The 22,377-nt window shown below is 55.9% G+C and carries 29 protein-coding genes; 2 read left to right on the top strand and 27 right to left on the bottom strand.

From position 1 onward, the window contains the following. Window positions 1-130: 130 nt before the first annotated feature. The 26 genes from H3L91_RS03670 to H3L91_RS03550 form a co-directional block, all read right to left on the bottom strand. Window positions 131-403: a type II toxin-antitoxin system YafQ family toxin gene (locus H3L91_RS03670; protein WP_007342161.1), complete on the bottom strand. Its 273-nt coding sequence runs from the start codon at window positions 401-403 to the stop codon at window positions 131-133. Continuing rightward, window positions 396-683: a type II toxin-antitoxin system RelB/DinJ family antitoxin gene (locus H3L91_RS03665; protein ID WP_007342160.1), complete on the bottom strand. Its 288-nt coding sequence runs from the start codon at window positions 681-683 to the stop codon at window positions 396-398. Before H3L91_RS03665 ends, H3L91_RS03670 begins: the two co-directional genes overlap by 8 nt. Window positions 684-748: 65 nt before the next feature. After that, complete coding sequence (locus H3L91_RS03660) at window positions 749-1,462, bottom strand: Gp138 family membrane-puncturing spike protein (RefSeq protein ID WP_007342159.1); 714 nt, start codon at window positions 1,460-1,462, stop codon at window positions 749-751. Continuing rightward, window positions 1,440-2,327 (bottom strand): baseplate hub protein, encoded by an 888-nt coding sequence (locus tag H3L91_RS03655; RefSeq protein WP_007342158.1) that lies wholly within the window; start codon window positions 2,325-2,327, stop codon window positions 1,440-1,442. The genes H3L91_RS03660 and H3L91_RS03655 overlap by 23 nt, the downstream gene beginning before the upstream one ends. Beyond that, a complete protein-coding gene (locus tag H3L91_RS03650; RefSeq protein ID WP_007342157.1) occupies window positions 2,324-2,614 on the bottom strand; it encodes a phage baseplate plug family protein in 291 nt (96 codons plus the stop codon). The genes H3L91_RS03655 and H3L91_RS03650 overlap by 4 nt, the downstream gene beginning before the upstream one ends. Then, window positions 2,611-2,733 carry a photosystem I reaction center subunit PsaK gene (locus H3L91_RS03645; protein WP_244958480.1) on the bottom strand — a complete coding sequence of 41 codons (123 nt, stop codon included), beginning with the start codon at window positions 2,731-2,733 and terminating at the stop codon, window positions 2,611-2,613. The genes H3L91_RS03650 and H3L91_RS03645 overlap by 4 nt, the downstream gene beginning before the upstream one ends. 128 nt (window positions 2,734-2,861) lie before the next feature. Continuing rightward, the gene (locus H3L91_RS03640) at window positions 2,862-3,470 is read right to left on the bottom strand and encodes a phage baseplate protein (RefSeq protein WP_040659391.1); all 609 of its coding nucleotides are present in this window, start codon (window positions 3,468-3,470) and stop codon (window positions 2,862-2,864) included. A 19-nt stretch (window positions 3,471-3,489) separates the two neighbouring features. Continuing rightward, window positions 3,490-5,814, bottom strand: a complete 2,325-nt coding sequence (locus tag H3L91_RS03635; RefSeq protein WP_007342154.1) for a hypothetical protein — start codon at window positions 5,812-5,814, stop codon at window positions 3,490-3,492. Between the two features lie 158 nt (window positions 5,815-5,972). Beyond that, window positions 5,973-6,416 (bottom strand): hypothetical protein, encoded by a 444-nt coding sequence (locus H3L91_RS03630; RefSeq protein ID WP_007342153.1) that lies wholly within the window; start codon window positions 6,414-6,416, stop codon window positions 5,973-5,975. A gap of 1 nt (window position 6,417) precedes the next feature. Next, window positions 6,418-6,858, bottom strand: a complete 441-nt coding sequence (locus tag H3L91_RS03625; RefSeq protein WP_007342152.1) for a phage tail fiber protein — start codon at window positions 6,856-6,858, stop codon at window positions 6,418-6,420. Window positions 6,859-6,909: 51 nt separating this feature from the next. Then, entirely contained in the window at window positions 6,910-7,764 is an 855-nt protein-coding gene (locus tag H3L91_RS03620; RefSeq protein WP_007342151.1) for an LPD3 domain-containing protein, read from the bottom strand. Between the two features lie 57 nt (window positions 7,765-7,821). Continuing rightward, complete coding sequence (locus tag H3L91_RS03615) at window positions 7,822-9,297, bottom strand: DUF3383 domain-containing protein (protein ID WP_007342150.1); 1,476 nt, start codon at window positions 9,295-9,297, stop codon at window positions 7,822-7,824. 11 nt (window positions 9,298-9,308) lie between these two features. Continuing rightward, the gene (locus H3L91_RS03610; RefSeq protein ID WP_040658731.1) at window positions 9,309-9,788 is read right to left on the bottom strand and encodes a phage neck terminator protein; all 480 of its coding nucleotides are present in this window, start codon (window positions 9,786-9,788) and stop codon (window positions 9,309-9,311) included. Continuing rightward, entirely contained in the window at window positions 9,773-10,153 is a 381-nt protein-coding gene (locus H3L91_RS03605) for a hypothetical protein (protein WP_007342148.1), read from the bottom strand. Before H3L91_RS03605 ends, H3L91_RS03610 begins: the two co-directional genes overlap by 16 nt. Further along, window positions 10,150-10,587, bottom strand: coding sequence for a hypothetical protein (locus tag H3L91_RS03600; protein WP_007342147.1), 438 nt, complete (start codon window positions 10,585-10,587; stop codon window positions 10,150-10,152). The genes H3L91_RS03605 and H3L91_RS03600 overlap by 4 nt, the downstream gene beginning before the upstream one ends. Beyond that, the gene (locus H3L91_RS03595) at window positions 10,571-10,969 is read right to left on the bottom strand and encodes a DUF4054 domain-containing protein (RefSeq protein ID WP_007342146.1); all 399 of its coding nucleotides are present in this window, start codon (window positions 10,967-10,969) and stop codon (window positions 10,571-10,573) included. The genes H3L91_RS03600 and H3L91_RS03595 overlap by 17 nt, the downstream gene beginning before the upstream one ends. A 2-nt stretch (window positions 10,970-10,971) precedes the next feature. Next, entirely contained in the window at window positions 10,972-11,304 is a 333-nt protein-coding gene (locus H3L91_RS03590) for a hypothetical protein (protein WP_007342145.1), read from the bottom strand. Between the two features lie 115 nt (window positions 11,305-11,419). Further along, complete coding sequence (locus tag H3L91_RS03585; protein ID WP_007342144.1) at window positions 11,420-12,298, bottom strand: KilA-N domain-containing protein; 879 nt, start codon at window positions 12,296-12,298, stop codon at window positions 11,420-11,422. A 273-nt stretch (window positions 12,299-12,571) separates the two neighbouring features. Next, window positions 12,572-13,570 carry a major capsid family protein gene (locus H3L91_RS03580; RefSeq protein ID WP_007342143.1) on the bottom strand — a complete coding sequence of 333 codons (999 nt, stop codon included), beginning with the start codon at window positions 13,568-13,570 and terminating at the stop codon, window positions 12,572-12,574. 7 nt (window positions 13,571-13,577) lie between these two features. Further along, complete coding sequence (locus H3L91_RS03575; RefSeq protein ID WP_007342142.1) at window positions 13,578-14,057, bottom strand: structural cement protein Gp24; 480 nt, start codon at window positions 14,055-14,057, stop codon at window positions 13,578-13,580. 3 nt (window positions 14,058-14,060) lie between these two features. Further along, window positions 14,061-15,962 (bottom strand): DUF2213 domain-containing protein, encoded by a 1,902-nt coding sequence (locus tag H3L91_RS03570; RefSeq protein WP_007342141.1) that lies wholly within the window; start codon window positions 15,960-15,962, stop codon window positions 14,061-14,063. Continuing rightward, entirely contained in the window at window positions 15,959-16,747 is a 789-nt protein-coding gene (locus H3L91_RS03565; RefSeq protein ID WP_007342140.1) for a phage head morphogenesis protein, read from the bottom strand. The genes H3L91_RS03570 and H3L91_RS03565 overlap by 4 nt, the downstream gene beginning before the upstream one ends. A 112-nt stretch (window positions 16,748-16,859) precedes the next feature. After that, window positions 16,860-18,833, bottom strand: a complete 1,974-nt coding sequence (locus H3L91_RS03560; RefSeq protein WP_007342139.1) for an anti-CBASS protein Acb1 family protein — start codon at window positions 18,831-18,833, stop codon at window positions 16,860-16,862. Next, entirely contained in the window at window positions 18,830-20,179 is a 1,350-nt protein-coding gene (locus H3L91_RS03555) for a PBSX family phage terminase large subunit (protein WP_007342138.1), read from the bottom strand. Before H3L91_RS03555 ends, H3L91_RS03560 begins: the two co-directional genes overlap by 4 nt. Before the next feature lie 36 nt (window positions 20,180-20,215). Further along, entirely contained in the window at window positions 20,216-20,338 is a 123-nt protein-coding gene (locus H3L91_RS12450; protein WP_256998583.1) for a hypothetical protein, read from the bottom strand. Between the two features lie 125 nt (window positions 20,339-20,463). Continuing rightward, window positions 20,464-20,874 carry a terminase small subunit-like protein gene (locus H3L91_RS03550; protein WP_040658729.1) on the bottom strand — a complete coding sequence of 137 codons (411 nt, stop codon included), beginning with the start codon at window positions 20,872-20,874 and terminating at the stop codon, window positions 20,464-20,466. A gap of 131 nt (window positions 20,875-21,005) precedes the next feature. Here H3L91_RS03550 and H3L91_RS03545 point away from each other — a divergent pair, with 131 nt between their 5' ends. Continuing rightward, window positions 21,006-21,281, top strand: a complete 276-nt coding sequence (locus H3L91_RS03545) for a type II toxin-antitoxin system TacA family antitoxin (RefSeq protein ID WP_040658727.1) — start codon at window positions 21,006-21,008, stop codon at window positions 21,279-21,281. Then, a complete protein-coding gene (locus H3L91_RS03540; protein ID WP_040659381.1) occupies window positions 21,278-21,775 on the top strand; it encodes a GNAT family N-acetyltransferase in 498 nt (165 codons plus the stop codon). The genes H3L91_RS03545 and H3L91_RS03540 overlap by 4 nt, the downstream gene beginning before the upstream one ends. Before the next feature lie 77 nt (window positions 21,776-21,852). Here H3L91_RS03540 and H3L91_RS03535 read toward each other — a convergent pair whose 3' ends face one another. Next, window positions 21,853-22,377 carry a hypothetical protein gene (locus H3L91_RS03535; RefSeq protein ID WP_007342133.1) on the bottom strand — a complete coding sequence of 175 codons (525 nt, stop codon included), beginning with the start codon at window positions 22,375-22,377 and terminating at the stop codon, window positions 21,853-21,855.

Here is a 22,377-nt window from a genome sequence, read left to right as displayed (position 1 = left end):
AGGAAGCTTCATCATATTTCAATTGTTCCAAATTGTCAAATAAATCCACTCCGCTAATTCGCGGAGTGAAAGAAACTCAATGAGTTAGGCAACAAAAAACCGCCATTCAGGCGGATGGGTGGTGGGTAGTTTAGCCGAACAGTTCGGCGTGCGAGGCAAGTCTGGCCAGATGCAGGGCATTGCCCCGCTTGGCGTAAACCAGCAGCAGGTCGGGTTTGACGTGGCATTCGCGGTAGTCTTTGAAATCGCCCGTCAGCGGATGATCGCGGTATTTTTCGGGCAGCGGCGCATCTTGTACCAAACAGTTCAACACTTCCGCCCATTCTGCGCTGGCAAGCTGCGCGAACTGCTTTTTCAAGTCGCGTTTGAAACCGCTGCCGAAAGCTATTTCACGTTTACTCACCGGCAATCTCCCGCATGGCGGCAACGGCTTCTTCCACGCCCGGATAGCGTGCAGCCGTTTCAAACTCTTTCCTTGCCTCAATCAGGCTTTGGCGGGCGGCGGCATTGAAAACGTGCCCGGCATTGTAGTCGAACGACAGCGGCACGGTGCGGGTGTCGGCCACTTGGTTGAGAAACAGTTTGATGGCCTGCGCGGGGGCGAGGCCGTAGCTTTCAAATACGGCGAAGGCGCGGTCGCGCAGGTCGCGGTCGATGCGGATGTTGTAGTTGGTGGCAGTCATGGCTTTGCTCCTGTGTATATTACGTACAGGAAATATAAGGTTTTCAGACGGCCTGTGTCAAGGTTTCAGACGGCCTGCGGCTTGCCTGTGTTGCCGCCGCCGGGCTGCACGCCGTTGTGCTCGTGGTTTTGCAGGCTGATGTTGCCGGCCACCACGTCGCCGTCGGCCCGGATGCCTCCGCCGCCGCTGAATCGGGCGGTGGTTTGGGTGTCGGCCCGGAAGCTGGCGGAGGTGCTGCTGACCGCGCCTTGGGCGTTGAGGCGGATGTTGGCGGCTTCCAGTTCGATGTCGCCGGGGGAAAACACTTTGATGCCGCCGTCTTTGAAGCGGATATACTGCTTGGGCGTGCCGTTGAGGAAGCCGCCGAAGTAGAGGCCGTCTGAAAAATCGAAGCGGCGGCGGCTCTGCGGGGCGGACGGGGCTTTGTTCTGCTTGACGCTGGATATATCGCGGCTGCAAAAGCCGCACATACCGATGTCGCCCGGCTCGGGGTCGATAATCACGGCATTGCCACCGCCTTGCAAACGGAAATACGGCACGTTGTAGATGATGCCGTGCGGCGTAACCGTGCCGTCGCCGCTGATTTGGGCAACCAATGGCTGCACGTCCACCAGGCCGACAGGGGCAAGTCCGCCCGATTTGGTTTTGACCACGCGCACCAGCGTTACGGTTTGGATGCGCGAGACGATGCCCGACACGATTGCGCCGATTTCCCCCGCGCCGCCTTGTGTCTGTTCGGGGCGGTATTGCGCCCAATTATTTTGTTGCGACTTTGGCATTTGTATCCTCCACATTGGCGGCTTTGATGTCGGCCAGCCATTTGCCGCCCGGCACTTGGCTTTCCAAATCCAAACTCAGGCCGAACACCCGCCAGCGGCCGTTGCACACGGCAATCAGGCTGTCTGAAATTTCCATCAGCCCGCCGAAGCGCAGGGCTTTGCTGTACAGGCAGCGCAGTTTCACGCCCTGCAAATCGGGCACCGGATAGCCGATCAGCCCCGTGGCCGGGCTGACGACGGGGATTTCACCGGGGCGCGGCTGCCCTTTGGGGGTGATGGCGACGGTTTCGTTGTCGATATACAGGTCGATGTCGGCGTGATGGGCGATTTGCTGCAATTTCACCAGTTCGGTATTGTCCAAATACTGATTACTGATTTTGGCTTTTACGCCGTTGTTCTCAAAGCGTCTGCCCATGCGTTTGCAGATGGCTTCGATGGCTTGGGCAACATCGGTTTCGCCCTCGTGGCTGACGGCTTCGGCAGGTTTGAGCTGCCACAGCACGGCGGTGTGGCTTTCGATTACCAGGCACACGTCGGGCGCACCGCCCATTTCGGGGTAGGCAAAGGTGATGTTGCCGGTATAGACCACGCTCAGGCTGCCGGCCTCGCCCGCTTCCACCTGCACCAGATTCATCATGGCCTGCTCGGTGTTCCATTTCACCCGCAAGAGTTTCAACATGCTGTCCAGTTTCAGGCCGTACACTTTGATGCGGGCATTGGGCATCAGCGCGCCGTTGCCGTAATTGATTTGGCAGGAGGTGCGCAGCCCTTCGGCCACCAGCGTGTCGCTGCCTTTTGCGTCCCACACGTCTTGCTCCTGCCCCAGTTTGATGCTGACGCGCAGGATTTTTTCCCGAATGCTCATAAGCGGTACACCAAAATAAAACGGCTGCCCAATTCCTGCCAAACAGGGTCGGAACTACCTGCCGTGTCGATGAAAAACAGCTCGCCGTTAAGCGGGCGGTAGGCTTCGTTGGCCAGCGGCACGGCATGGCGGCAGATGCGCTCGCGCACCACGGGGAGGCCGTCGGCAAACACGGTGGCATACAGCCTGCCCAGGCGCGGCAGCAGGGAAACGGTGATTTCCTGACCGCCAAGCGTGAAGGCGGCCTTTTGCACCGGCACGGCTTGCAGGGGGATTTGGTAAATCATTTTAAAAGCACCGCCAGAATTTCAGGTAGCCTGAATGCCAAAATCAACAGCACTAAGCCTCCTACAACATGCCAAAAGGTTCTGCGAACCTCTTTCGGATTGATGTTCATCGATTCCATAAGGAAAACTCCTAGCATTTTGAAAGTAAACCGTTTATCATTCATACATTGTTTAATCCTTGTCCGTTAAGGGTTAAATACAGAAACCCCGCAGAGTTGCCGCCCTGCGGGGTTTCGTTTTTTTTATTTCAGCCCAAAGCCCTGTACAGTTCTGAAGCTATGGATTCGTTGTTTTGTATCGGCTTGGGCTGTACCTTGCCGCCATCCGCTTGCGCCTGTGCGCCGTCCGGCTTGGTTTGGGTGTATTTCACCGCCACCTGCCGCACTTCGGCCAGATGGATGTTCACTTTCAACAGCCGCGCTCCGTCGCCTGCTTCGCGGGCGTAGTCGTAGCCGGTGATGGCGCAGTTGGGATACACCGCTTCGGGGGTGATGACCATAAACAGGTCGTTGCTTTTGGCCAGGGCTTCCAGCAGGGCGAGAAACGCGCCTCGCGCAAATACACCGCCGCTGCCTTTGCTCATCTGCACGGTTACGGTGTAGGGGTCGCCCACCTTGTTGTAGCTGGCAAACGAGCCTTGCTCCACCGGCGCGTCGGACACTTTGGACGTGTTCTGATGCTTGATAGCGGTTACGTTGTCGGAGAGCAGCAGCGGGATGCCGTTCTGCCCGAAGATGCCCCAATAGTTGCCGAACGCGGCATGAATCAAGGCGGCACCGCCGAATTGGATCAGCGCGCCGCCTGCGTTTTTGGGCAGATTGGGAATGCTCGGGATGCCGAGGGAGTTCCAGGTCATCATGTGTCCTAATATGTCTTTACACCATCCCCGGCACAAGCTGCATCATCCGGTCGCGGGTGGCGGCGGATGCGTCGTCCATCGTGCCGGCGATGGTGCTTGCCGACGATTGGACGTGTATGCCGCCGTTAATGGAAACCTGCGTGGTGCGTTGGTTGTTGTTGGTTACGTTTTGGGCGCGTACTGCCTCGCCCTGCTGCATGGATTGCATCCCGCGCTGGGCTCCTGCGGCGACGGCCTGATTCCCCCCTAGTATTACCCTGAATGCAGGGGCTGCGGTGCTGCCAGTAGGGGTGCCGTGCACATGGACGGCCTTTCCTGCGCCGAAGCGTTGGCCGGTGGTATTCGCCTGTCTTTCCACTTCGCGCACCCATTTTTTAGTTTTGGCACCGGCCTCTCCTAAAAAATAAGGGTTGGCATAATGGGTATTCCCGCCAACAACTGAGGCCATGCCTGCGGCACGTTTTGCTAAATGCTCGTCCACACCTTTGCTGACGCGCGCGCTGACCCTGCCCATGGGTACATTCTGCACGCTTCCATATGCACTTTTCCGTGGTGCGTTAATGTCGCTGAACGCCCAACGTTCGTTTAAAACAGCACGGACATTTCCGCCTTTTTTATACACCCTGTTCAGGATGGTATCGACCACTCCGGCAAGTTGTTTGTCAAATGCTTCACCCTTCAGGCCGCCGACAACTTCCGTAGCTGCAACTTTTTTAATATCGATAATATCTTGTGCAGTGAGTTTGACTGCGCCTTTGATAGGTCGGGTTTCGATTGTTTGAGACGCCCCACCGCCTATCATCTGCTTTACGGCATTGGTTGCATTTTTGGCCTGTGATTGCAGGCTGCCTTCCGCGTTCGGGTCGTGGCCGGTGGCGGTATCTATCACGCCGGCCGCATGTTCCACCCCCCAGCCGACAACGTCGGTAACGACGTTTCCGGCTTCCTTGACCATCCGCCCCATCCCTTTTTTCATTCCCTCCCAATCGCCGTTCATCATGGCGGTAAAGGTATCGCTCAAAGCTTCGAAATACGGCATCAGGTAGTTTTTGATTTCCAGATAGAGGTTGTGGAATCCTTCTTTCAGGCTTTTAATTGACAAACCGTTCTCGTCGATAAAGCCTTTCAGTTTGAGCCAGTCCAGCAGGCCGTTGGCGGCGTCCGCCCATGATGTGTAGCCTGTGAGCAGGTAGACGAACGCGCTGCCCAGGCTGTCTGTCGAGATTTTCGACGTCTTGATGTAGTTGTCAAAAAGTTTCCAATCCAGCAGGCTTTTCCCGCCTTCCGCCCATGTTTTGTAGTCGTCGTACAGCAGCAGGAAGGCTGCGCCCAGTGCGCCGACGGTAAGGATGAATGGGGCGAAGGGGGCGATAAAGGCCAGCAGGGAAGCTGCGGCGGCGATAAAGACGGGGACCAATACCGCGCCCAGCACAAATGCCAAGCCTTCGAAAACGTGCTTCATGCTGTTTTCGTGCTTCATCAGGTAATCGACGAAACCGCTGACCATTTTGACGATTTTCAGCAGTACGGGGGCGAGCGCGTCGGCCAGCATGGCTTTCAGACTGTCCCATTGTGCGTTCAAATAGCCCCGCGCCTGCGTCAGTTCGCGGCTGACCTGTATTTCCTTTTCTCCGGAACGGTAAAGGTTGCGCTGCATCTCCAGCATCTTTTCCATTTCGGCACGGCCGAGCATCAAGGTGTTGATGGTGCCGTCGTCCAAGCCCATGCTTTTGGCCAGATTGTAGGCCTGCACCCTGTCCATTTTGGAAAAGCGGTCGGCCAAATCCAGCATGATGCTGTCAAGGTCGCGTGCTTTGCCGTCTGCGTTGAGCAAGGCCACGCCGAAAGCGTTGAAAAACGGCACCATGGACGTATCGCCCATAGTCGTCAGGCGCGTAATGCCCATGCTCAGGCCGGACAGGCTGCCTTTCATGCCTTCCGCGCTTCCTCCGGCCATTTCCGCCATGCCGCCCCATGCTTGGAGTTTGCTGCGGCTGATGCCGATGTTGCGGGACAGGTTGTCCAGTTCGACGTTGGCCTGCGCGCCTTCGCGAATCAGTTTGCCCAGTGCGTTTGAACCCATCACCAAGGCGGTAAAGGCGGCAAATCCCTTCGCCAGGGAGCCGGTCGCCTGCGTCAGGCTTTTGGCCTGCTTGGTGCTTTTGGCGGACTGCGCGGCCTGCTTTTCCAGTCCTTTTGAGGATTTGGCCGCGCTTTTTTCCGCCCTGCCGAATGAGGCGGACATGCGGTCAAGCCTGCTTTCGGCCTCTTTGGCCTGCATGCCGAATTTGCCCGAATCTATGCCCAGTTCCAAAAACAGGGTGTCAATAACGGTTGCCATGGTATTTCCTTTTTTTCAAACGGCCTTACTGCGGTTGAAGGCATCGGTATTGACGACCTCCAAAAGGTTGAAGGCGTCTTCCAGCCCGTACACCGTCTGCAACTCGTGCAGTGTGCAGATGCGGGAAGACACCAGCGCGCCTATGGTTTGGGTCAGATTCAGATAGTCCAGGCTGCCGCCCCTTCCTCTTCCGACGCCGTAGTCTTGCCAAAGGCGTGTTGCAAAAAATCGGTATGCAATGCGAACACCTCCTTCCGCAACCGCCACAGGGTGGTAAAGTCTTCTACGTCGTTGAAATCCATATTCAACGGGCGCGGCCGGCCGCCTTCGGGGATGATTTGCACGCAGTCCAGCAGTTCGTTCAAGAGCGGGATGGCATCATCTGCTTTCAGACGGCCTAATGCGTCCAAAGCCACGCCGGCCATACCCATCATGCCTTGCTGCGGACTGAGGCCGCCCAAGTCCACGCCGCCGTTGGCCAACGCGATCAGGGCGCGCATTGCCCAGTGGTCGGCATGGGCGGCGCTCATTTCGGTAATCAGAAATACCCGGCCTTTATCCCGCCCGTGCTCAATCGTGATTTGCTTGGTTTTCAACGCCATTTCAGATTTCCTCCGGTTTCACTACGATGCGGAACGAGTAGGTTACAGATTCCAGCGTTTTCTTGGCGGTTGTGCCGCCCGGAACTTCCACCAAGAAGCCGGTGGCGGTGTAGCGTTTTTCCACGGCGGGAATCTCAACCGAAAATTCCGCCATGCGCGTTTCCTGACGTTGCAGGATGTCGTTGGTGAGTTGGTCGAAGTAGTCGCGCGATTTGCTGGTGGGGGCAAGCTGGATGTTGAAGTCCACTTCGTAGGGTGTGAAGCCGCCGGACTGTTGGCCGTCCACGCCCATCATGGTTTCGCCGATTTTGCCTTGCCCGAAGTCGAAGGCATTGTCGGCGGCGTAGCCTTCAATCTGTACGAAGTTGTCGTTAAAGCCTTTCACGCGCATCAGCAGGATGCTGTTGGCACTGGTGAGGGTGCGGTCTGAGATGGTCTGCATGGGGTTTCCTTTCCGGAATGAAAAAAGCAGCCTGAAAGGCTGCGGTTTGAGTTAGCGGCTGTGCCTTTTCAATAGGGCACGGGCGCGGCTGAGGATTTGTTGTGCCTGTCGGGCGGACAAACGGCCGACGGTTTGTACCGGCATGGTTTCGTTGTAGCTGTCGCTCACGTCTCGGCCTTTCGGGTCGGTGATTTTGAGGATGCGGAACAGTTGTACAGAATCGGCGGCAGGGGTATGATGTGCAGCACAAGGCAAGCCAAATCCCATTGTCCGGGCATCGTTCGCGGTGCTGTCTTTGGTCTGGGGGCTTGCCTTTTTTATGTTGTAAGCAGCAAACTCGAAAACACCTTCTTGGCGTTCTGCCGCATGAACTTCCAAATGCATTTTGTATCCGTTAGCTAATTCAATCTGTTTCCGGTAAACATGAAAAGCAATAATACTTTTGTCTTTACGATCGTGATTCGGCTCGCTGCGCCCAATGGCTTCGCCATGACTGAATACGTCGGCAATATACGGAATGCACTGGGCAATCAGATTCTGACGCCGCGCATTAAAGGCCAAGTGCTCTACGCTGTCTTCACGGTTGAACTGAATCAGTTTGCCATCCGATGACCGCACCGATTTTCCTTGCAAGTGTGTGGCAATCCATTTAGCAACAGCTTTTTTCCTTGCCCCCTGTCCCATATCGGGCGTAACCGCCAGCGGCACTTTTGCCAGTCCGGCAATCTCGCTGCCCGACAATTCGGGGAAATTCACTTTCCCGTCTTTCAGGCTGCCTTTCTGTCCGAACTGCCCGTTTTCGGCGCGGGGGTGTTTGGATTCGTCCCATTCGGCATCCATTGCCGGCAGGCGTTTTGCGCGGTGCAGGACGGCTTGGCGTTCGCCGTGGCTTAATTTGTGCTTCATATCCGGTATCACCGTTGGCAAAGGCCGTCTGAAAGGTTTTCAGACGGCCTTTTTGGCTTACTGCACGTTGATCGAGCCGAGGTTGATGTTGTGGACGCTGCCGCCGTCGGTGTACCACAGCTTCATCGGCATGGATTGGCGGTTGCCGCGCGTCTGCGCCGAAGCGTTCTGAATCAGCAGGAAATAGCCGGTGCTTTCAATCTTCGCGGCGGCATCGACGCGCGCCTCGTTGTTAATCAGGGCGCGTTGCTGTTCGCTCAACGGCACGCCCGGCTGGATGCTGCCAAAGTTCAAGGCCTCGTTAATCGGGTCTTGGCAGGCTGCGCGTTGCAGGGCGATACCGACGGCGTTGTACGGCACGGCCTTGGCCGAGGTGAGCAAGGTCATCAGGGCAAGCTGCAACTGGCTGTTGAGGCGGATTTGGTTCACATAGGCATCAATCCATTTCCATTTGCCGGGCATTTGGCCGGGATAAAGAAAAGTGAAGCGGTCGTTGGCGGTTGCCCATGCGCCGTAATAGTTGTAGCCGTTCTCTTTCAGATTGTCGGCATCGGTGGCATTGTCCACGTCCACGCTCAAGCCGGATTGGTTTTTGAACGCCAGCGTGATGCGCCCTTGCGTTTCAGTAAAATCAATAGAGGCAATCGCGCCGCACAGGAAAGCGGCCTTGTCCAGTCTGCCGTAAATCGGGGCGGTGCCGTCGTAGGCGGCGGCTTTCAGTTGTGCGCCCAAGCAGGTAGTGTTTCCGGTTTGCAGCGCGGCGGCTTCTTTACCCCATGCGGCATAGAGGAAGCGGTTGTTTTGCGCGTTGCTCCATTTGGCCAAGGCCAGCTTGTCGGCCAGTTCTGGCTCAAACACGGTGGTGAAGGTGGCAAAATTCAAAGTGGACTGAATCACGCCTTCCATCACGGTTTCCGCACTGTCGCCATCGTTGCCCTTGGAAATCACCGCGCCTTTGGCTTCGGTCAGATTCAAGGCTTCGGCCAGTGTGCCGGTGGCAAAGCCGATTTCGGAAGCCTTGCCTTGGGTGGCGGAAACGATTTCAAACGCCTGCAACTGCTCGTCAAACTGCACGGTGGCACTGATGGCCGTGCCGATTTTGTCGGCGGCATCTGAAAAGCTGGTAGCGGCGGAAAGGTTGATGTTGTCGCCGCTCTTGTCGTTGCCGTCGATATTCACTTTCAGATTGCCCGAAAGTTTTTTCAGGGCGGCAAGGCTCATGCTTTTCACGCTTGCGCCGCGCAGATAGGCGGCTTCTTTGCCGACATTGTAGGGGTAGAAATACAGCGTGCCGGGCTTGATGTGCGAGTTATCGAAGCCTTTAAAGTACACTTGCGCGGCTTTAAATTCTTCGCTGGCCAAGCCGAAAAACTCGCCGACTGCCGAAGCATCGGGGAACGCGGTATGCCGGCCGGTGGGCAGGTTTTCGTTTTTGCTCAAAAAGACGGCGTTCATCGACAGGGGAGAACCGCCGGAACTGAGTACGGCGGGGTTTACGCTGACAATTTTACTTGCCGGAATAGATTGGAACATGGATATATCCTTTACGGTTGGATCAGGGTTAAATCAAAAGCGTTTACAAACTGCTGCGGGTGTTCTGCCTGTGGCGCATAGGCCAGATGAACGGTGGTCATCCATCGTTCTTCATATTCGCTCTCTTCGTTGGTGAGCGGCATGAAGCGTGCGGGGTCGGCATATAGCGGCTGGCAGGATTTCAGCCGTTCGCAGGCGTAAAAATCGCGCCAAAGCAAAACGGTTTTCTGCGCCATCTGCCCGGCTTCTGCGCCGTAGAAATCAAGCTGCATCTGTATTTCTGATTGGCGCGAAACGGCAGCGGTTTCATCCGCCACGGCGTAAGCGTGTTCGTTGGTGGCAGCGGCGGCTTCGTTCAGGATGTTCATCACCACAAACGGCGGCTTGGGCAACGGTACGTTGTTGCTATATCCGCGCACCACTTCGCACGAAAAAAGCCCGAGCAGCATTGCCCGGACTTCGGTGTAAATATCGTCTAATGTTGCCGCCATAACAGCACCTTGCACCAATCCGGCCAGCTTTCCATCACCTGTTTCACCAGCCATTCTGTCGTTTCGGTTTCGCCGTAGGCCGCGAATACCAGCTTATCCGCGCCTTTACCATCCTGTCGCCGCAGTCCGTGGAATTGGCCGGTGACATAGGCATACAGCAACGTCCCTTGCTGCGCCAATCCTTCAAACAAGGATAAATCCTGTGTGCTGAGGGTTTGGGTCTGCACGGTTACGGGATGCTCGCTGTAGCCTGATTTCCGTTTTCCCGTGGCATCGGTGGTGTAGCCGTTATTGAGTTTCAGCACGGCGGGCAGGTTGGGATTGACGGATGTAATCGCTCCGTTGGCGATGGCTCTCAGGTTCATTCGTCCGTTACCTCGTAATCAATACTGCGCCACAACGTTCCCGTGTCAATCAACGGCTTATCAAAGCCTTTTTGCTTCACGGTCGCGGCGGCGTTGGGCGGTTCGCGGAAGTCTTGGATAGTTTTCACAATCTGCCCCTTTACGCCTTTGCCCATCAATTCCAAGGTCTGCCGCACATCGCCGCCGTTGGCTTCCATTAGTGCGGCAGCCTGCTTCGGCCATTCGTCCTTATGCTCGGCAATCGTATTGCGGAAAAATGGGCGCGGGGGAATGGTTGCCGTGCCGTATTCATTCCAAAAGGCCACTTGCGCCACGCTTTCGCCGTCCGAGCCATCGTAGTTTGTCTGCTCGATGATGCCGACGCGCACCTTGGCCGTTGTTGCCTGCGCGGCCAATTCGGCCAACCGCTGCCTGAATTTATCGCCGCCGCGCATAGCAGACTCCCTGCACATAGCGGAAGCGGCGGTATTTGGCGGTAAGCTGCCAGTAGGTCGCGCCGTAAGGCGTTTGCAGATACCAAGCGGCATTGCTGCCCACCGCGCCCATATCCGCGCTCACGGAAACGCTGCCTTCGGTAGCCGAAGCAATGCGCCCCACCAATCCGCCCTGTGCGGCACGTTCAGCCAGCGCGGCGAAATGGCGCACCAGCAGGAACAGCAGCATTTCGCGCTCTTCCAGCTTTTTCACGATGCTGTGGTCGGTGTTGTCCAGCAGGCTTTCGGCCTGTGTGAACCACATGGCGAACTGGGCATCACTTGCCTGCACTTCGGGATAGGCTGCCTGAAACCGTGCTTTATCAAAGACGACGGCGGGCATGGTTAGTCTTCCTTGGCGGTGCTTACACCATTGGCCTTGTCATCCGGCTTAATGGCTTCCAACTTGGTTTCATTGTCGGTCTTTTCCCGAGCTTCCGCCTTGGTGTTCTTTGCATCTTCATGGGCGAAAACGAAGCCGTTTTTCACCATGTCGCGGTCTTGGTGCGCTTCCATCCAGGCATTGAACAGGTCGGCGTCCACATCGTAAGTGATGCCGTGGCCGCCGATGATGTTTGAGGCATTGGTGCCGTTCAGTTCCACCGACTGGCCGCCCACTTCGATAATCAGTCCGTTGGGCAGTTTGCAGCCAACGGTTAAGGTTTTTTGTTTTGCCATTTAGATTCTCCAATAAAAAAGCCCGCAGGTGCGGGCAGGACTAAGACCGCCGAACCTTGCGGCGCGGCGGGATGGCTGCGGTGCGGGCATATCGGGCGTTGCAGCCGAAACGGGATTAGAACGCTTGGGCGGTGCTTAATATGCGGCTTTGCACCCACGCCCAATCACGGGCGAAGAAGCCTGAATGCACCGATTGGGCGGCCATGAAACGGCGCACCGCCGCAAAAGTCGGTTCGGTGTCATGAACGAAGCTCCACAGCGAACCCCTGCCGTCAATACCCAAGTTTTGGAATGCAGGCAGATAACGGTTCACAAACAGGCGCATATCCTGCGCGTGGACCAACAGCCTGCCGAATGCCAAAACCGTTTCATCGTCCAATACAGGCAAAACAGGTGCAGGCTGCTTGTCCAACAATTCGCCGTACAGCACGCCTTTTTCCACCGCCACCCGCGCCATCAGGCTCAACACTTCGGGGAACTGTTCGGGCGGCACGTCTTTGTAGCCGACTTTGAATTTGGACTTAACCGCGCTCCACAGGGTAATCGCCAAAGCCTTCTGTTTCTCGAACGGCACGGACTGGATCAGGATATTGTGCAGGGCTTTGACTTCCGCCTGTTGCTCGTGGGTTAAACCTGACAGCAGGGCTTTGCGAGGTGTCAGGCTACCTGAAATTACGGCATCGAAGGTTCGGATAACCTGTAAAAAGAATTTGGCACTAATCCAAGTGGCGTAGGCATACACCAATTCTTTGCAGGCGTAAGTGCCGCGTTTGTTGCCGCCTTTAACAACTTGGATAACTTGTTGATTTTCTTCCAAACCTGGAATTCCAGGTTTGGACAATTCATCAATTAATTCAGTAGTTTGTTGCAATTTCAGCCAATTTGTCAGTTCATGGCGTTTTTCGCCGCCGCTGGCTTTGTGCAAGTCATTCAAATTGTAAAGGTTGTTTTCGGTTTGGCGGATAGCCACATTAGAGATTGCGATTGCGTTCATGATGATTTCCTTTTCTATCTACGATTAAGCCCGAATGGGCGGCCAAGAGGTTCGTAGCCCTGAAAAGTAAGGGTGGACTTATTCCCCTTGCGGGTATTGTATTAGTCACCCTCTCGGCCATAGAAAGAGATTACAAGGAAACAGAAATCTATGGACGCAAAAAAATCACGATTACCGCCGTGATGCGGCTTTTCAAGGAGGCTACGACACCTCATGGCATCGCACTATACTAAAAGGCTACCTGAAAATCAAGCAGTTTCAGGCAGCCTGCACTTAGCTCACCGTCATGGAAGCAATGCAAAATGGGCGATAGATAATCGCGCCCCATGTGCCCTGTGATTTCTTCTGCTTGATGCTGGAGGCTTCCAAAACCATGTTGTGCGCACGCAGTTTTTCGGTGAAACCGCATTCCAACGTACGCTGGCCGTCCAACTCTTCCACAATCAGCTGCACCATCTCGCCCGATGCGGCGGAGTATTCCGGCACGGTTTCGATGCGCAGGTTGGGGAAGTTCTTTTTCAACTGGTCGGTAACATTGACGTTGTACTGGTTGGTTTTGGTCAGTTCAACGCTGGCAGTCGGGCTGCACACCAGCAGGAGCGGTGTGTTCATATCAATCAGGCCGCCGGTTTGCTGCAACAGTTTTTGGAACAGCTTGCGGATGGATTCGTACACTTGCTCGCCGGTGGCGGTTGCCCATGTTTGGGCGGCAGCGGTGGCGGCCGGCAGGCTCGGGTCGTTGAGGATGCCGTAGTTCTGCAAACCTTTGATACCGAACAGATAGGATTTGTTCTGGAAGCGGTTCAAGGCATTCACGCTGGCCTGATTGACGCGGTTTACATAGTCAATCTTCGCTTCGCCTGCGCGTGCCACTTCGCGCTCGCCCCAGCGGGTGAACACTTGGTAATGGTAGCTTTGGCGTTGTGGGAAATTGACGTTGGCACCGCTCACACCGTTGTTGTTGTAGTCGCCGTAGCTGGAGACTTCGCCGGTAGGTTCTACCAGCATGAACATGGCGGTTTCGGTCGTCCAATCGCCTTTTTTCACTTCGCCGAAGATTTCGGCGGCCTTCATCGGCTGAAGGGCGACTTCAATCAGTTTCGGATCGACATAGGTCAGCATCCATGCAGGAATGCCGCTGTTGCCGGCGGTGGTCAGCGCGGGCTGCGCGTCCATCGCCAAAGCAGCCTGCACCTGTTCGTTCATCAGCTTTTTGCCGCCGCCCATAAAGACGATGCCGGCATCGCGTTCGAGTTGTTGCAAGGTATTCATTTAATCGTTACTCCCATGTGGTGATTTTGGCCAGTTCACCCGCTGCGGCTTTGGAAGCCACTTTGAATCGGGTCAGGGTGTGGCCGGTTTCGGTGGCGGCGGCAGAGGCTTTCAATGTGCCGTCGTCGTCTTTGGCGAACACGTTTTGGCCGATTTCGGCACCGGCGGGGAAATGCGCCCAGAAGTCGCCTGCCACGGCCAACGTAATAATTTGGCCGGGCAGGATTTGGTTGCCGTGTTCCGCCAGATAGGCGGTGATGCTGGCCTGCTGTTCGCGGTGGACAAAGCCGATGCGTGCGCCGGCGGTTTTCTTGTTGGACACTTTGCCCTCGGCATCCGCCCAGGCAAACACGCCGACGGTTACGCCGTCCGTGCCGCTGACGAGCGCGCCTTCGCCCGCCAGCATGGAAGCGTTCGGGTTGTGGGCGGCAAAATCCCCCGCAACGGCGGGGGCTTGGTAAGGTTGGACTGCTTTTTGGAATGACATGGTTTAAGCCTTTCTGATTCGTGATAAACCGGGGAACTGTTCGGCGGTTTTAGCCGCATCTTGCGCCATCGGCTGTTTGGGTTTGCCCAACATACCGACCATGGCGCGGTAGGCGGAAGGATGTACGCCGGTTACGTCAATGCCGCTCTGTTCGAGCGCGAACTTGTACACGTCCGCCGCATTGTCCATCGCCACATCGCCGACAATATGCGCCACTTCGCGTTGTGCCGTTGCCAAAGCCTGCGAACGTTTCCGTTCGGCTTCTACGGCGCGTTTGATGGCCGCATCCATCGCCATTTTGGAAATGGCGGCATCTTGTGCGGGCTTGGGTGCGCCGCCTTCGGGGGCTTCCGGCTCTTCGTCTTCGGCGGGTTCTTCCGGCTCGGCGGGGGTGGGGTTGTTTTCGCCGTCCTCCGGTTCGTCTTCGTCCGTGCCGACATTCTCGACGTTTTCGGGCGGCAAATCTTCGCCGTCGTCCTCCGCCGTCTGCACTTCGTTGGTGAGCGAGCCGATAACCTGCAACAGTTCATCGGGGCTCAATTCGGCATCCTGCGCCAATAAAGGCTGCACGGCTGCCTGAATACGCGCTTTCGCGCCTGCTTTCAGTTTCATGGTTTTCCTTTCGTAAAATGGGTCAGAATCGCTTACTACAACATCACGCCCCGCCCGACCCACATCGACAAGGGCTACATGGTTTCCGACAATATCGCGCATCACGCCGTCGTAATACCTGCCTTCAAATTCGCCTGCGGTCATGTCGGCGGTGTAGTGGTACGCGCTGGATAGCTCCACCTGCTCACCGCTCTCAATACCGGCGATGGCTTCGGCGTCCCATACGGCCAGCGAACATTTCAGGTAGCCGTCTTTGAACACGGTATCGCTGCCGGTCGTGCCTGCAATCACTTCTTTCTGCGGTTCGTCGGCAGAAACGGGAATGTGCTTGCTCAATAAAGGCAGGTTGTTGAAGGTCGGCGCGGCCTTTTCCAACTCTTCAGGGTCCCGCAGCAGGTAGTAAACCTTTTTCGGGTCAAGCCCCAGTTGTTGGTAATTGGGGATTTCGCTTCCATAGTAGGGGTTTACCGTGGCCTTGCTGATGTTGGAGCTTTCAACGTGCAGCCTGCCGTCTTGGTCGTAGGAGCGCAGGGAGCGGTCTTGGGCGATGGATAGGCGGCCTTCGTCATAGGTTCCTGTTACATCACGCCCTTTTTGGTCAGTTATCTTCATAATGCGTATATAGCCTACTGTTTCGGGTGCTTGTCCGTCTTCGGCAAAGGGAGTATGATTATCAGCGTAGGAAACAAAACCCGCCGCTTGGTCGCTGTCTTTTGCGGTTTCAATGCTTGCAGGCGCGTTTCCTACTTTTTCTTTGCCTGCCAAACGCTGGTTATAGGCAATCATCTCATCTACCGCTTCCAATTCTCCGTTGGGCAACTCTCCCGCTGCGGCTTCCAATAACACCCGATAACTGTCAATCTCCACTTGTTTTTGATATTTGTGGAAAGCAACGAAATTATCTTTTCTTTCATGTGCAAGCTCTTCCCTGCCGATAAACTTACCCGTCTGAAACACATCGGCAACAAATGTAACTGCCTGTGCGTGCAGCTTTGAACGGCTGGCATTAAAGCTAAGATGGTCTGTGCTGTCGTTACGGTTGAAAGTTACTTTTTTGCCGTCTGATGTGGGGATTGTTTTACCTTGTAGGTTTTCGGATAGCCATTGCTTGGCTGCGCGGCGCAAATCGCCCCGTGTCGGATTTTCAGGCAGGTTTAATCTGCCGTTTTCAGACGGCCTGCCGCTGCCGAATTGCCCATTCTCCGCCCTTGGATGTTTGGATTCGTCCCATTCGGCATCCATCGCCAACAATCGGCGGGCTTTACTCAAAATGGCTCTCTGTTGCGTATTCATGTGTTGAATCCTTTAATCACGGCGCGGCTCGTACAACGGCAGTTGATTTCCTCTCCGGGCTGTACCCATTTGCCGTCCAGATACATGCCTTTGCTCACATCGAACCGTTTGCCGTTGGCGGCAACATGGCTTGGGCGAGGCTCTTTGCCTGCGTGGGAGTGCATCCATATAGCTTCCGTGATGCCCAGTTCCTGCCGCCGTGCCTTTTCAATGGCTGCCTTGGCTTTGTTGGTTTGGTCTCGCGCGATAAAGGCGGCGCGGCGTTCGCTGATGCCGTAGTCTTTGCGCAGTTCGCGGGTCAGTTGCGCCATGTCGTAGCCTGCATTCACGCTGCGCCATACGCTCTCTTCCACGCGGCTTAGGTATTGCTGGCCGATGGAGCGGATAAGCGAGACGTTGCCGCCCAATACGGCCTGCAAGGCGGTTTGCTGCTGCGCTGTGGCACGGAACCGGACGGTAAAGCCCGCCTCCCGCAAGGCCGTCTGAAAGGCTCTCTCTGTGTGGCTTGCACTTTGATTGGCAAATACCTCGGCGATTTGCGGGGCGAGTTTGTCCAGCCGTGCCAGCCAATAACGCAACAGGGCGAATAAAGCAGCCTGCAAGCCGTCCGTCAGGCCGTCTTGGGCGATGCCTTTCGGGTAGTGCCGTTCAAGCAAGCCCAGCACGTCAGCGCGCATTTCGCGCAACAGCTTTTTCAGGCTTTTGCGGTAGGCGGCCTCTACGCCCAGGTTGGGCTGTATCGGCTTGAGGATGATGTCTTTATCGGACGGGGCGGACAGTTTCATGACTTGCTTTCGGCGGGTAAAGAAATTAGAATACTAGTAAGCCCTTAATTTGAAGGCTGGGTTAAATGCTTGGTGTCCAAGCTATCCCAGATGTACCGGATTAAGGGTTTTTTCATTCGTCCTTGATAATGAAATGGTCATAATGTTCATGGCCTGAATGCTTCTTCAAGGTAACAATCCCAATATTCAAACTCTCTCCATCCAAATCTACTACTGCCTTATATTTCTGTGCCGAAATAATGTGTGCACGTCCTTTGTAATCAGGCACGGCTTCACCATCTTTCTTGGCATGAATGAGCAGTTCGTCCAGCTTCGCCATGATGGTTAATTCGGCGGCATTCGCGCCAGCTGCGGCATGTTTAATGCCCTGCCAAGTAACCTGTATCTCATGACCGCTGTCTTTGTTGGTGTAGCTTTTGCCGACAAAGTTATCGCGGGCGTACTGCATAGCGGCTTTGCGTAGGTCTTTGGTCTCGGTAAAGCTGCCCAATTCACTGCCCGATACAGAAACAGCAGCCTGTTGTGCTGCTGTGTTTCCGCTTTCAGGCTGACTGTCATTGGTATCCCTGCCTTCCCCGAACTGCCCATTCTCCGCACGTGGATGCTTGCTCTCGTCCCATTCGGCGGCATCTTGGGCAGGTTCAGGCTTTGGGTCGGCAGGGTCTCCGCCCTCTCCCCCTTCGCCGTCATTCAGGCCGTCTGAAAAGCCGTCATCGGGCATTTCAGGCACATCTTCTACATCAATGCCGTTGTAACCGCTGTCCGGCTCGCTTGCCAGCCGACCGCGTACTTCCTCCGCCGATACTACGCCGGCCTGAATGTAGGCCACATCGCGGTCGGTGTCGGATTTGCGGATGGTGGAAAGCTCGGTTTCGCTCATCTGCTGCAAAGGCACAAAGTCGAACGTGATGTTGTCGTTTACTTTGCCGAACAGGTGCAGTTGCACCAGCTTGAGCAACTTATCCAGCGGATCGCGCAGCAGGTTTTCCTGCATGGCGCGGATGTGGTCGTAGTAAACGGCAATCTCGCCCTCCGTGCTGGCATTCAGGCCGCTTGGCGTGATGCCGAGCAGCTTCACCAGCGGCGTATGGCTGGGGGCGGCCATTTGCTCCTGCGATTGGGCAAGCAGCGCATCCAAGCCGGACAGCGGGGTATTGAACTGGAAGAACTCTTCTTCGTCTTTGCTCAACAGCATCAGGCCGCGATTGTCGCGCAAACGGTTGTACAGTTCGGCACGGAGCATAATGTTGGTGTCGCCGTCGTCGCTGCCGCTCAGTATCGCGCTCATGTCGGTTTTGATGCCGGACAAGGAAAAGCTGTGCAGCAGGTCGCTGACGGAATCCACAGTACGCAGCCAGCGTTCCACATAGGGCATCATGAGCTGGGTCATGCTCACGCCGCCGAAGTTGTAGGCGGGTTTGAGCATATCCGGCACGGGGCGGGAAATCAGGGTAAACAGTCGGCTGGCATGGATTTCCTGCGCCATCACATACCATGCCTTCGGCTTGTAGAAGTCGGGCAGGGTAGGGTCGATGGCGTTGTACGGCGCAGGGGTCGTCCACATCGGTTCGATGTTCACCAAAGCTTTCAGGCTGCCTTTGGCAATGGTTTTTTCGGTCAAGAGCAGCGGATTGGCCAATTTGCCGTCGTGGTCTTTGATTTGCACCAGTATCTGGCCGCGTCCGAACAGGCCGTCTGTTTCAATGGCCTTGCGGAACACATCTCGCACGTTCAGCCGCTCGTAGCATTCCTCAATCTGCTTGATGGCCTCGCTGTTGTCTTCTTCGCCCACGGATTTGATTTCTATCCATTGGCGGGTCATTTCATTGGCGGTGGTTTCGCTCACGCTGCGGTATTCGGAAATCTGCGCCAACTCGGCCAAGCGCGGATAACCGATAAAGCCGGTGCCGAAAAAACAATCAGCCCCGAAGTTTCCTAAGGGGCTGCTGTCCATCGCTATACCGTTTGGCTTCACGCCGTCCGGCAGGCTGGGAAAATCCAAGCTGTATGATGCAGGCTGCTTTTCAGGCAGCCTTTGCAGGGCGCGGCGCATGGCCTTGTCGGTGTGTTTTTTCTTTTTGCTCATAGTCCGCTCAATATCTTGGGGTTGATGTTCAGTCCGCCCTGCACGGGGGCGAAGACCATGACCAGCGCATCCGCACGGTTCGGGCTGGGGATGCCGCGCTTTTTCATGTCTTTCTTGCTCTCTGCCTTCACGCGCCCGTTTTGGTCGTAATCCACTTGTGGGCGGCTCAGTTCGGCAGTCAGGTATTCCAATTCGTGCAGGCTGCTTGAAAGGCTGATAAGTTGGTCTTCGGGGTAACTGTCCCCGTGATGGACGGCACGCCACGTCTTGTAGAAGCGGTCGCGCACCATCCACCATGCCTGCGCCTTGATGTTGGCGAACATATCGCGGTTCTTCTTGTCGTCGGTGTACTTGGCATCGGGTTTATACACTGCGCCGCCGGCATTGAAACCGAGCGTCTGCACCTTGCCGTTCTTACGCCGGAACTGCGCCTTCACACCGGCGCCCACGCCGATGTTGTCATACACAATGCGGTCAACATTCTGCTCTTGGGCGTACAGGTAAACCTTGTCGGCGGAGTAAATCACATCCTGCCCGCGCCATTGCTGCATGTCGGTTACGACCGAGCCGTGCCGCAATACAGTGGCGTTGGCATCATCGCCTTCATCGGCCACATCAAAACCGAGGATGCGCCGGCCTGCGGCTGAGAAGCCCAGTTTTTCATGCGCATCAATAGCGGCTTCAATCCAACTCGGCTTGATAATCGCCAGTTCGCTGTCGGCCACCGGCTCGCCCAGCCAAATATGACGGTAAAGGTCTTCATCCCGCTCTTTGCATTCGAGCATGTCGGCCAGTAGCGGCGTGTCGGCAAAATGCGGGTTGATGTCGTAATTAGCCTTTAAGACAATGCTGTCTTTTGGCGGATGGACGATAAACCGCTGATAGGTATCGTCCAGAATATTCTTCGGGTTGAAGCTCACCCAGATTTCGGCGTTTTTGTCGCCACGGATGGAGGGAATCAGTACGTCCCACGAGTTTTTGGTAACCGCCTCGGCCTCTTCCACCCAGCAGATGCCCACGCCCTGAATCGATTTGATTTTGGTGATGTTGTTCTTCACGCCGTAAAACACGAACTTCGCGCCCGTGCCCTTGTGGCGGATGCTGGATTTGAGAATCTCAAACTCCTGTGTGTAGCCCAGCCGGGCTATGGTTTCGGTCAGCAGCTGGTACACCGAATCGTCTAGCGAGCCTTGAAACTCGCGTGCGCACAGAATCACCGTGCCGATGCGCCGCGCCACCTCCACCGCCAGCTCGGCGAGAAAATAAGACTTGCCGCTGCCCCGCCCGCCCCACAGTACCTTGTAGCGGGCTTTCTTGATCAGCGGTTTGAAATAGGGGTTAGCCATATGTGAAAAGGCCGTCTGAAAACTTTTCAGACGGCCTCATTTCAAAACCACTGCCAGAATATCGGGCAGACGCCAAATTACCAGCGCGGCAAGCCCGACCACATAAGTCAGCCACATAAACCGTTTTGCCGTTGCCGACCTTGCTATCAGTTCCAACATTTCACACCACGCTTTCAGTATGTTAAAATCAAACAATGATTTGTCCTTTCTTGTACAAAGGATTAAATACAGAAACCCCGCAGAGTTGCCGCCCTGCGGGGTTTCGCCTTTCAGTCTGCCCGAAACTATTTGAAGATGTCTTCCAGCGAACGGGTTTCTACTTGCACGCGCATATCGCCGGAGAGGTCGATCTTGTCGCCGTACTTCTTCGGCGCGAGCTTGGCCGCCGTCCACTTGCGGGCGTCGATTTGCAGCTTAGCTTTGGCCACCGCCGCGCTTTCGGGCTCCACTTCGTCGGCAATGCGGATGATGTCTTGGGCGAAATGGTCCGCCTGCTCCTCGCGCGCGTGCGCGTACTGCTCCGAAAACTCCTGATTCTCCGCCAGCCATTTGTGCACCGTGCTGGCGGAGGGCATATCGCCGTCCGAACAAACCGCCCGCAGGCTTTCGCCTCGGGCGATGCGTTCGCAGATACGGTCTGCCAACCCTTTGCTGTATGTGTTCGGCCGCCCGATTGGGCGTTTGGCTTTGTCCATATCAGGCTCCTTGGTTGGGTTGCCTGACAGTTTCAGGCCGTCTGAAAACAAAACGCCCGCACAGGGCGGGCTTGCTATTCATTCTTCAACGTGCCAAAATGGCACGCATATATTTGACACGGAGGTTCAATATGACTGCCGCCACCCATACCCGCGTTACCGCCCGCATCGATCCCGCCACCCAATCTCTGCTCAACCGCGCGGCCGAAGCCGCAGGCATTCCCACCATCAACGCCTTTGTTTTGGGCGCAGCCGTGGAGAAAGCCAAAGCCATTTTGCAGCAGGAAGAAATCATCCGGCTCAATGCCGATTCGTCCCTGCGACTGTTGGATGCGCTGGAAAACCCGCCCGCACCCAACCGGCACTTGTCCGAGCTGTTCCGCAAACACCGAAGCGAGTGCCCGTGAAAACCGTTCCGCTCGATACCGCCAAGCATAACCGGCAGGGCTTTGATTGCGGCGTCGAAGCCTTAAACCTGTTCCTGCAACGCACCGCCAACCAACAGGCGGCAAAAAACCACGCCCGCACCTATGTGCTGGAAGACGAAGCCGACGGCACACGGATAGCGGGTTTCTACACCCTGACCATGATCCAATTCGAGCTTTCGCAAATTCCGCCTCAGTTGCAGAAAAAGCACCGTCCCGTGCAGGCTGCCGCCCTGATTGCCAGGCTTGCCGTCGATACCGCGTATCAGGGCAAAGGCTTCGGCGGCTTTCTGCTGCATGACGCGCTGTGCCGCCTGTATCAGGCCGCCTACCTCGTGGGCTTCCCCGTCGTGTTTGTCGATGCCAAAGACGGTATGGCGGATTTCTACCGCCGCTACGGCTTTGCCGATGCCGCCGCAAACCGACTATACATCACGGTTGAAACCATACGGCAGGCAATAGCAAAGACGGCCTGAAACCGCCAAAACAAAACGGAGAAAACCGCCTATCCGCAGCTTTCTCCGAAATTTAGCAAATTTTAGATAAAACAGTCTCACATGTCAACAGCTTGGGCGCAGAATTTCACAATACCCGCCTCGATAAATTCATCTTCAATTTTCAGCATCGCCGTATTGTACAAAACCGCAACAATCCGCTTTGTCCTATGCAGTTTCCGGAATACCGTCGCACGGCTCAAATCATACTTATCCTGTATCGCGCTGATTCTCGGCCTGCCGGTGAAGATGTTGCCCAGCAGATCGTCGCACAAAAGCAGGTTCGCGCCTTTGTTTTGCGCTTCGATATGGGCGGTAATATCAATCATGCCGTCCTGCTTCTGCCCGCCGGTGTAGTGCAGTTCGATAACGGCCAGTTCGGCGGGGGCAAGCAGGCGTTCTACCCGCGCCTGTATCATAGCGGCGTTAGCGTGCCATTCGTGCTGTGTCAGGCCGCTGCGGGCGGGTGGCACGCCTTTGGATTCTATCCAGCGGCAAATCTGCGCGGTGTTGTTCTGCGGCTCGATGCGCAGGCTGCCGAAGCGGTAGGCATCATGCAGGGCTTCGTCGGTGTTGCGGTACAT

It is taken from the genome of Neisseria bacilliformis, from assembly GCF_014055025.1.
GTDB classification, from domain to species: Bacteria; Pseudomonadota; Gammaproteobacteria; order Burkholderiales; family Neisseriaceae; genus Neisseria; species Neisseria bacilliformis.
This window is presented reverse-complemented; position numbering and strand designations above follow the sequence as displayed.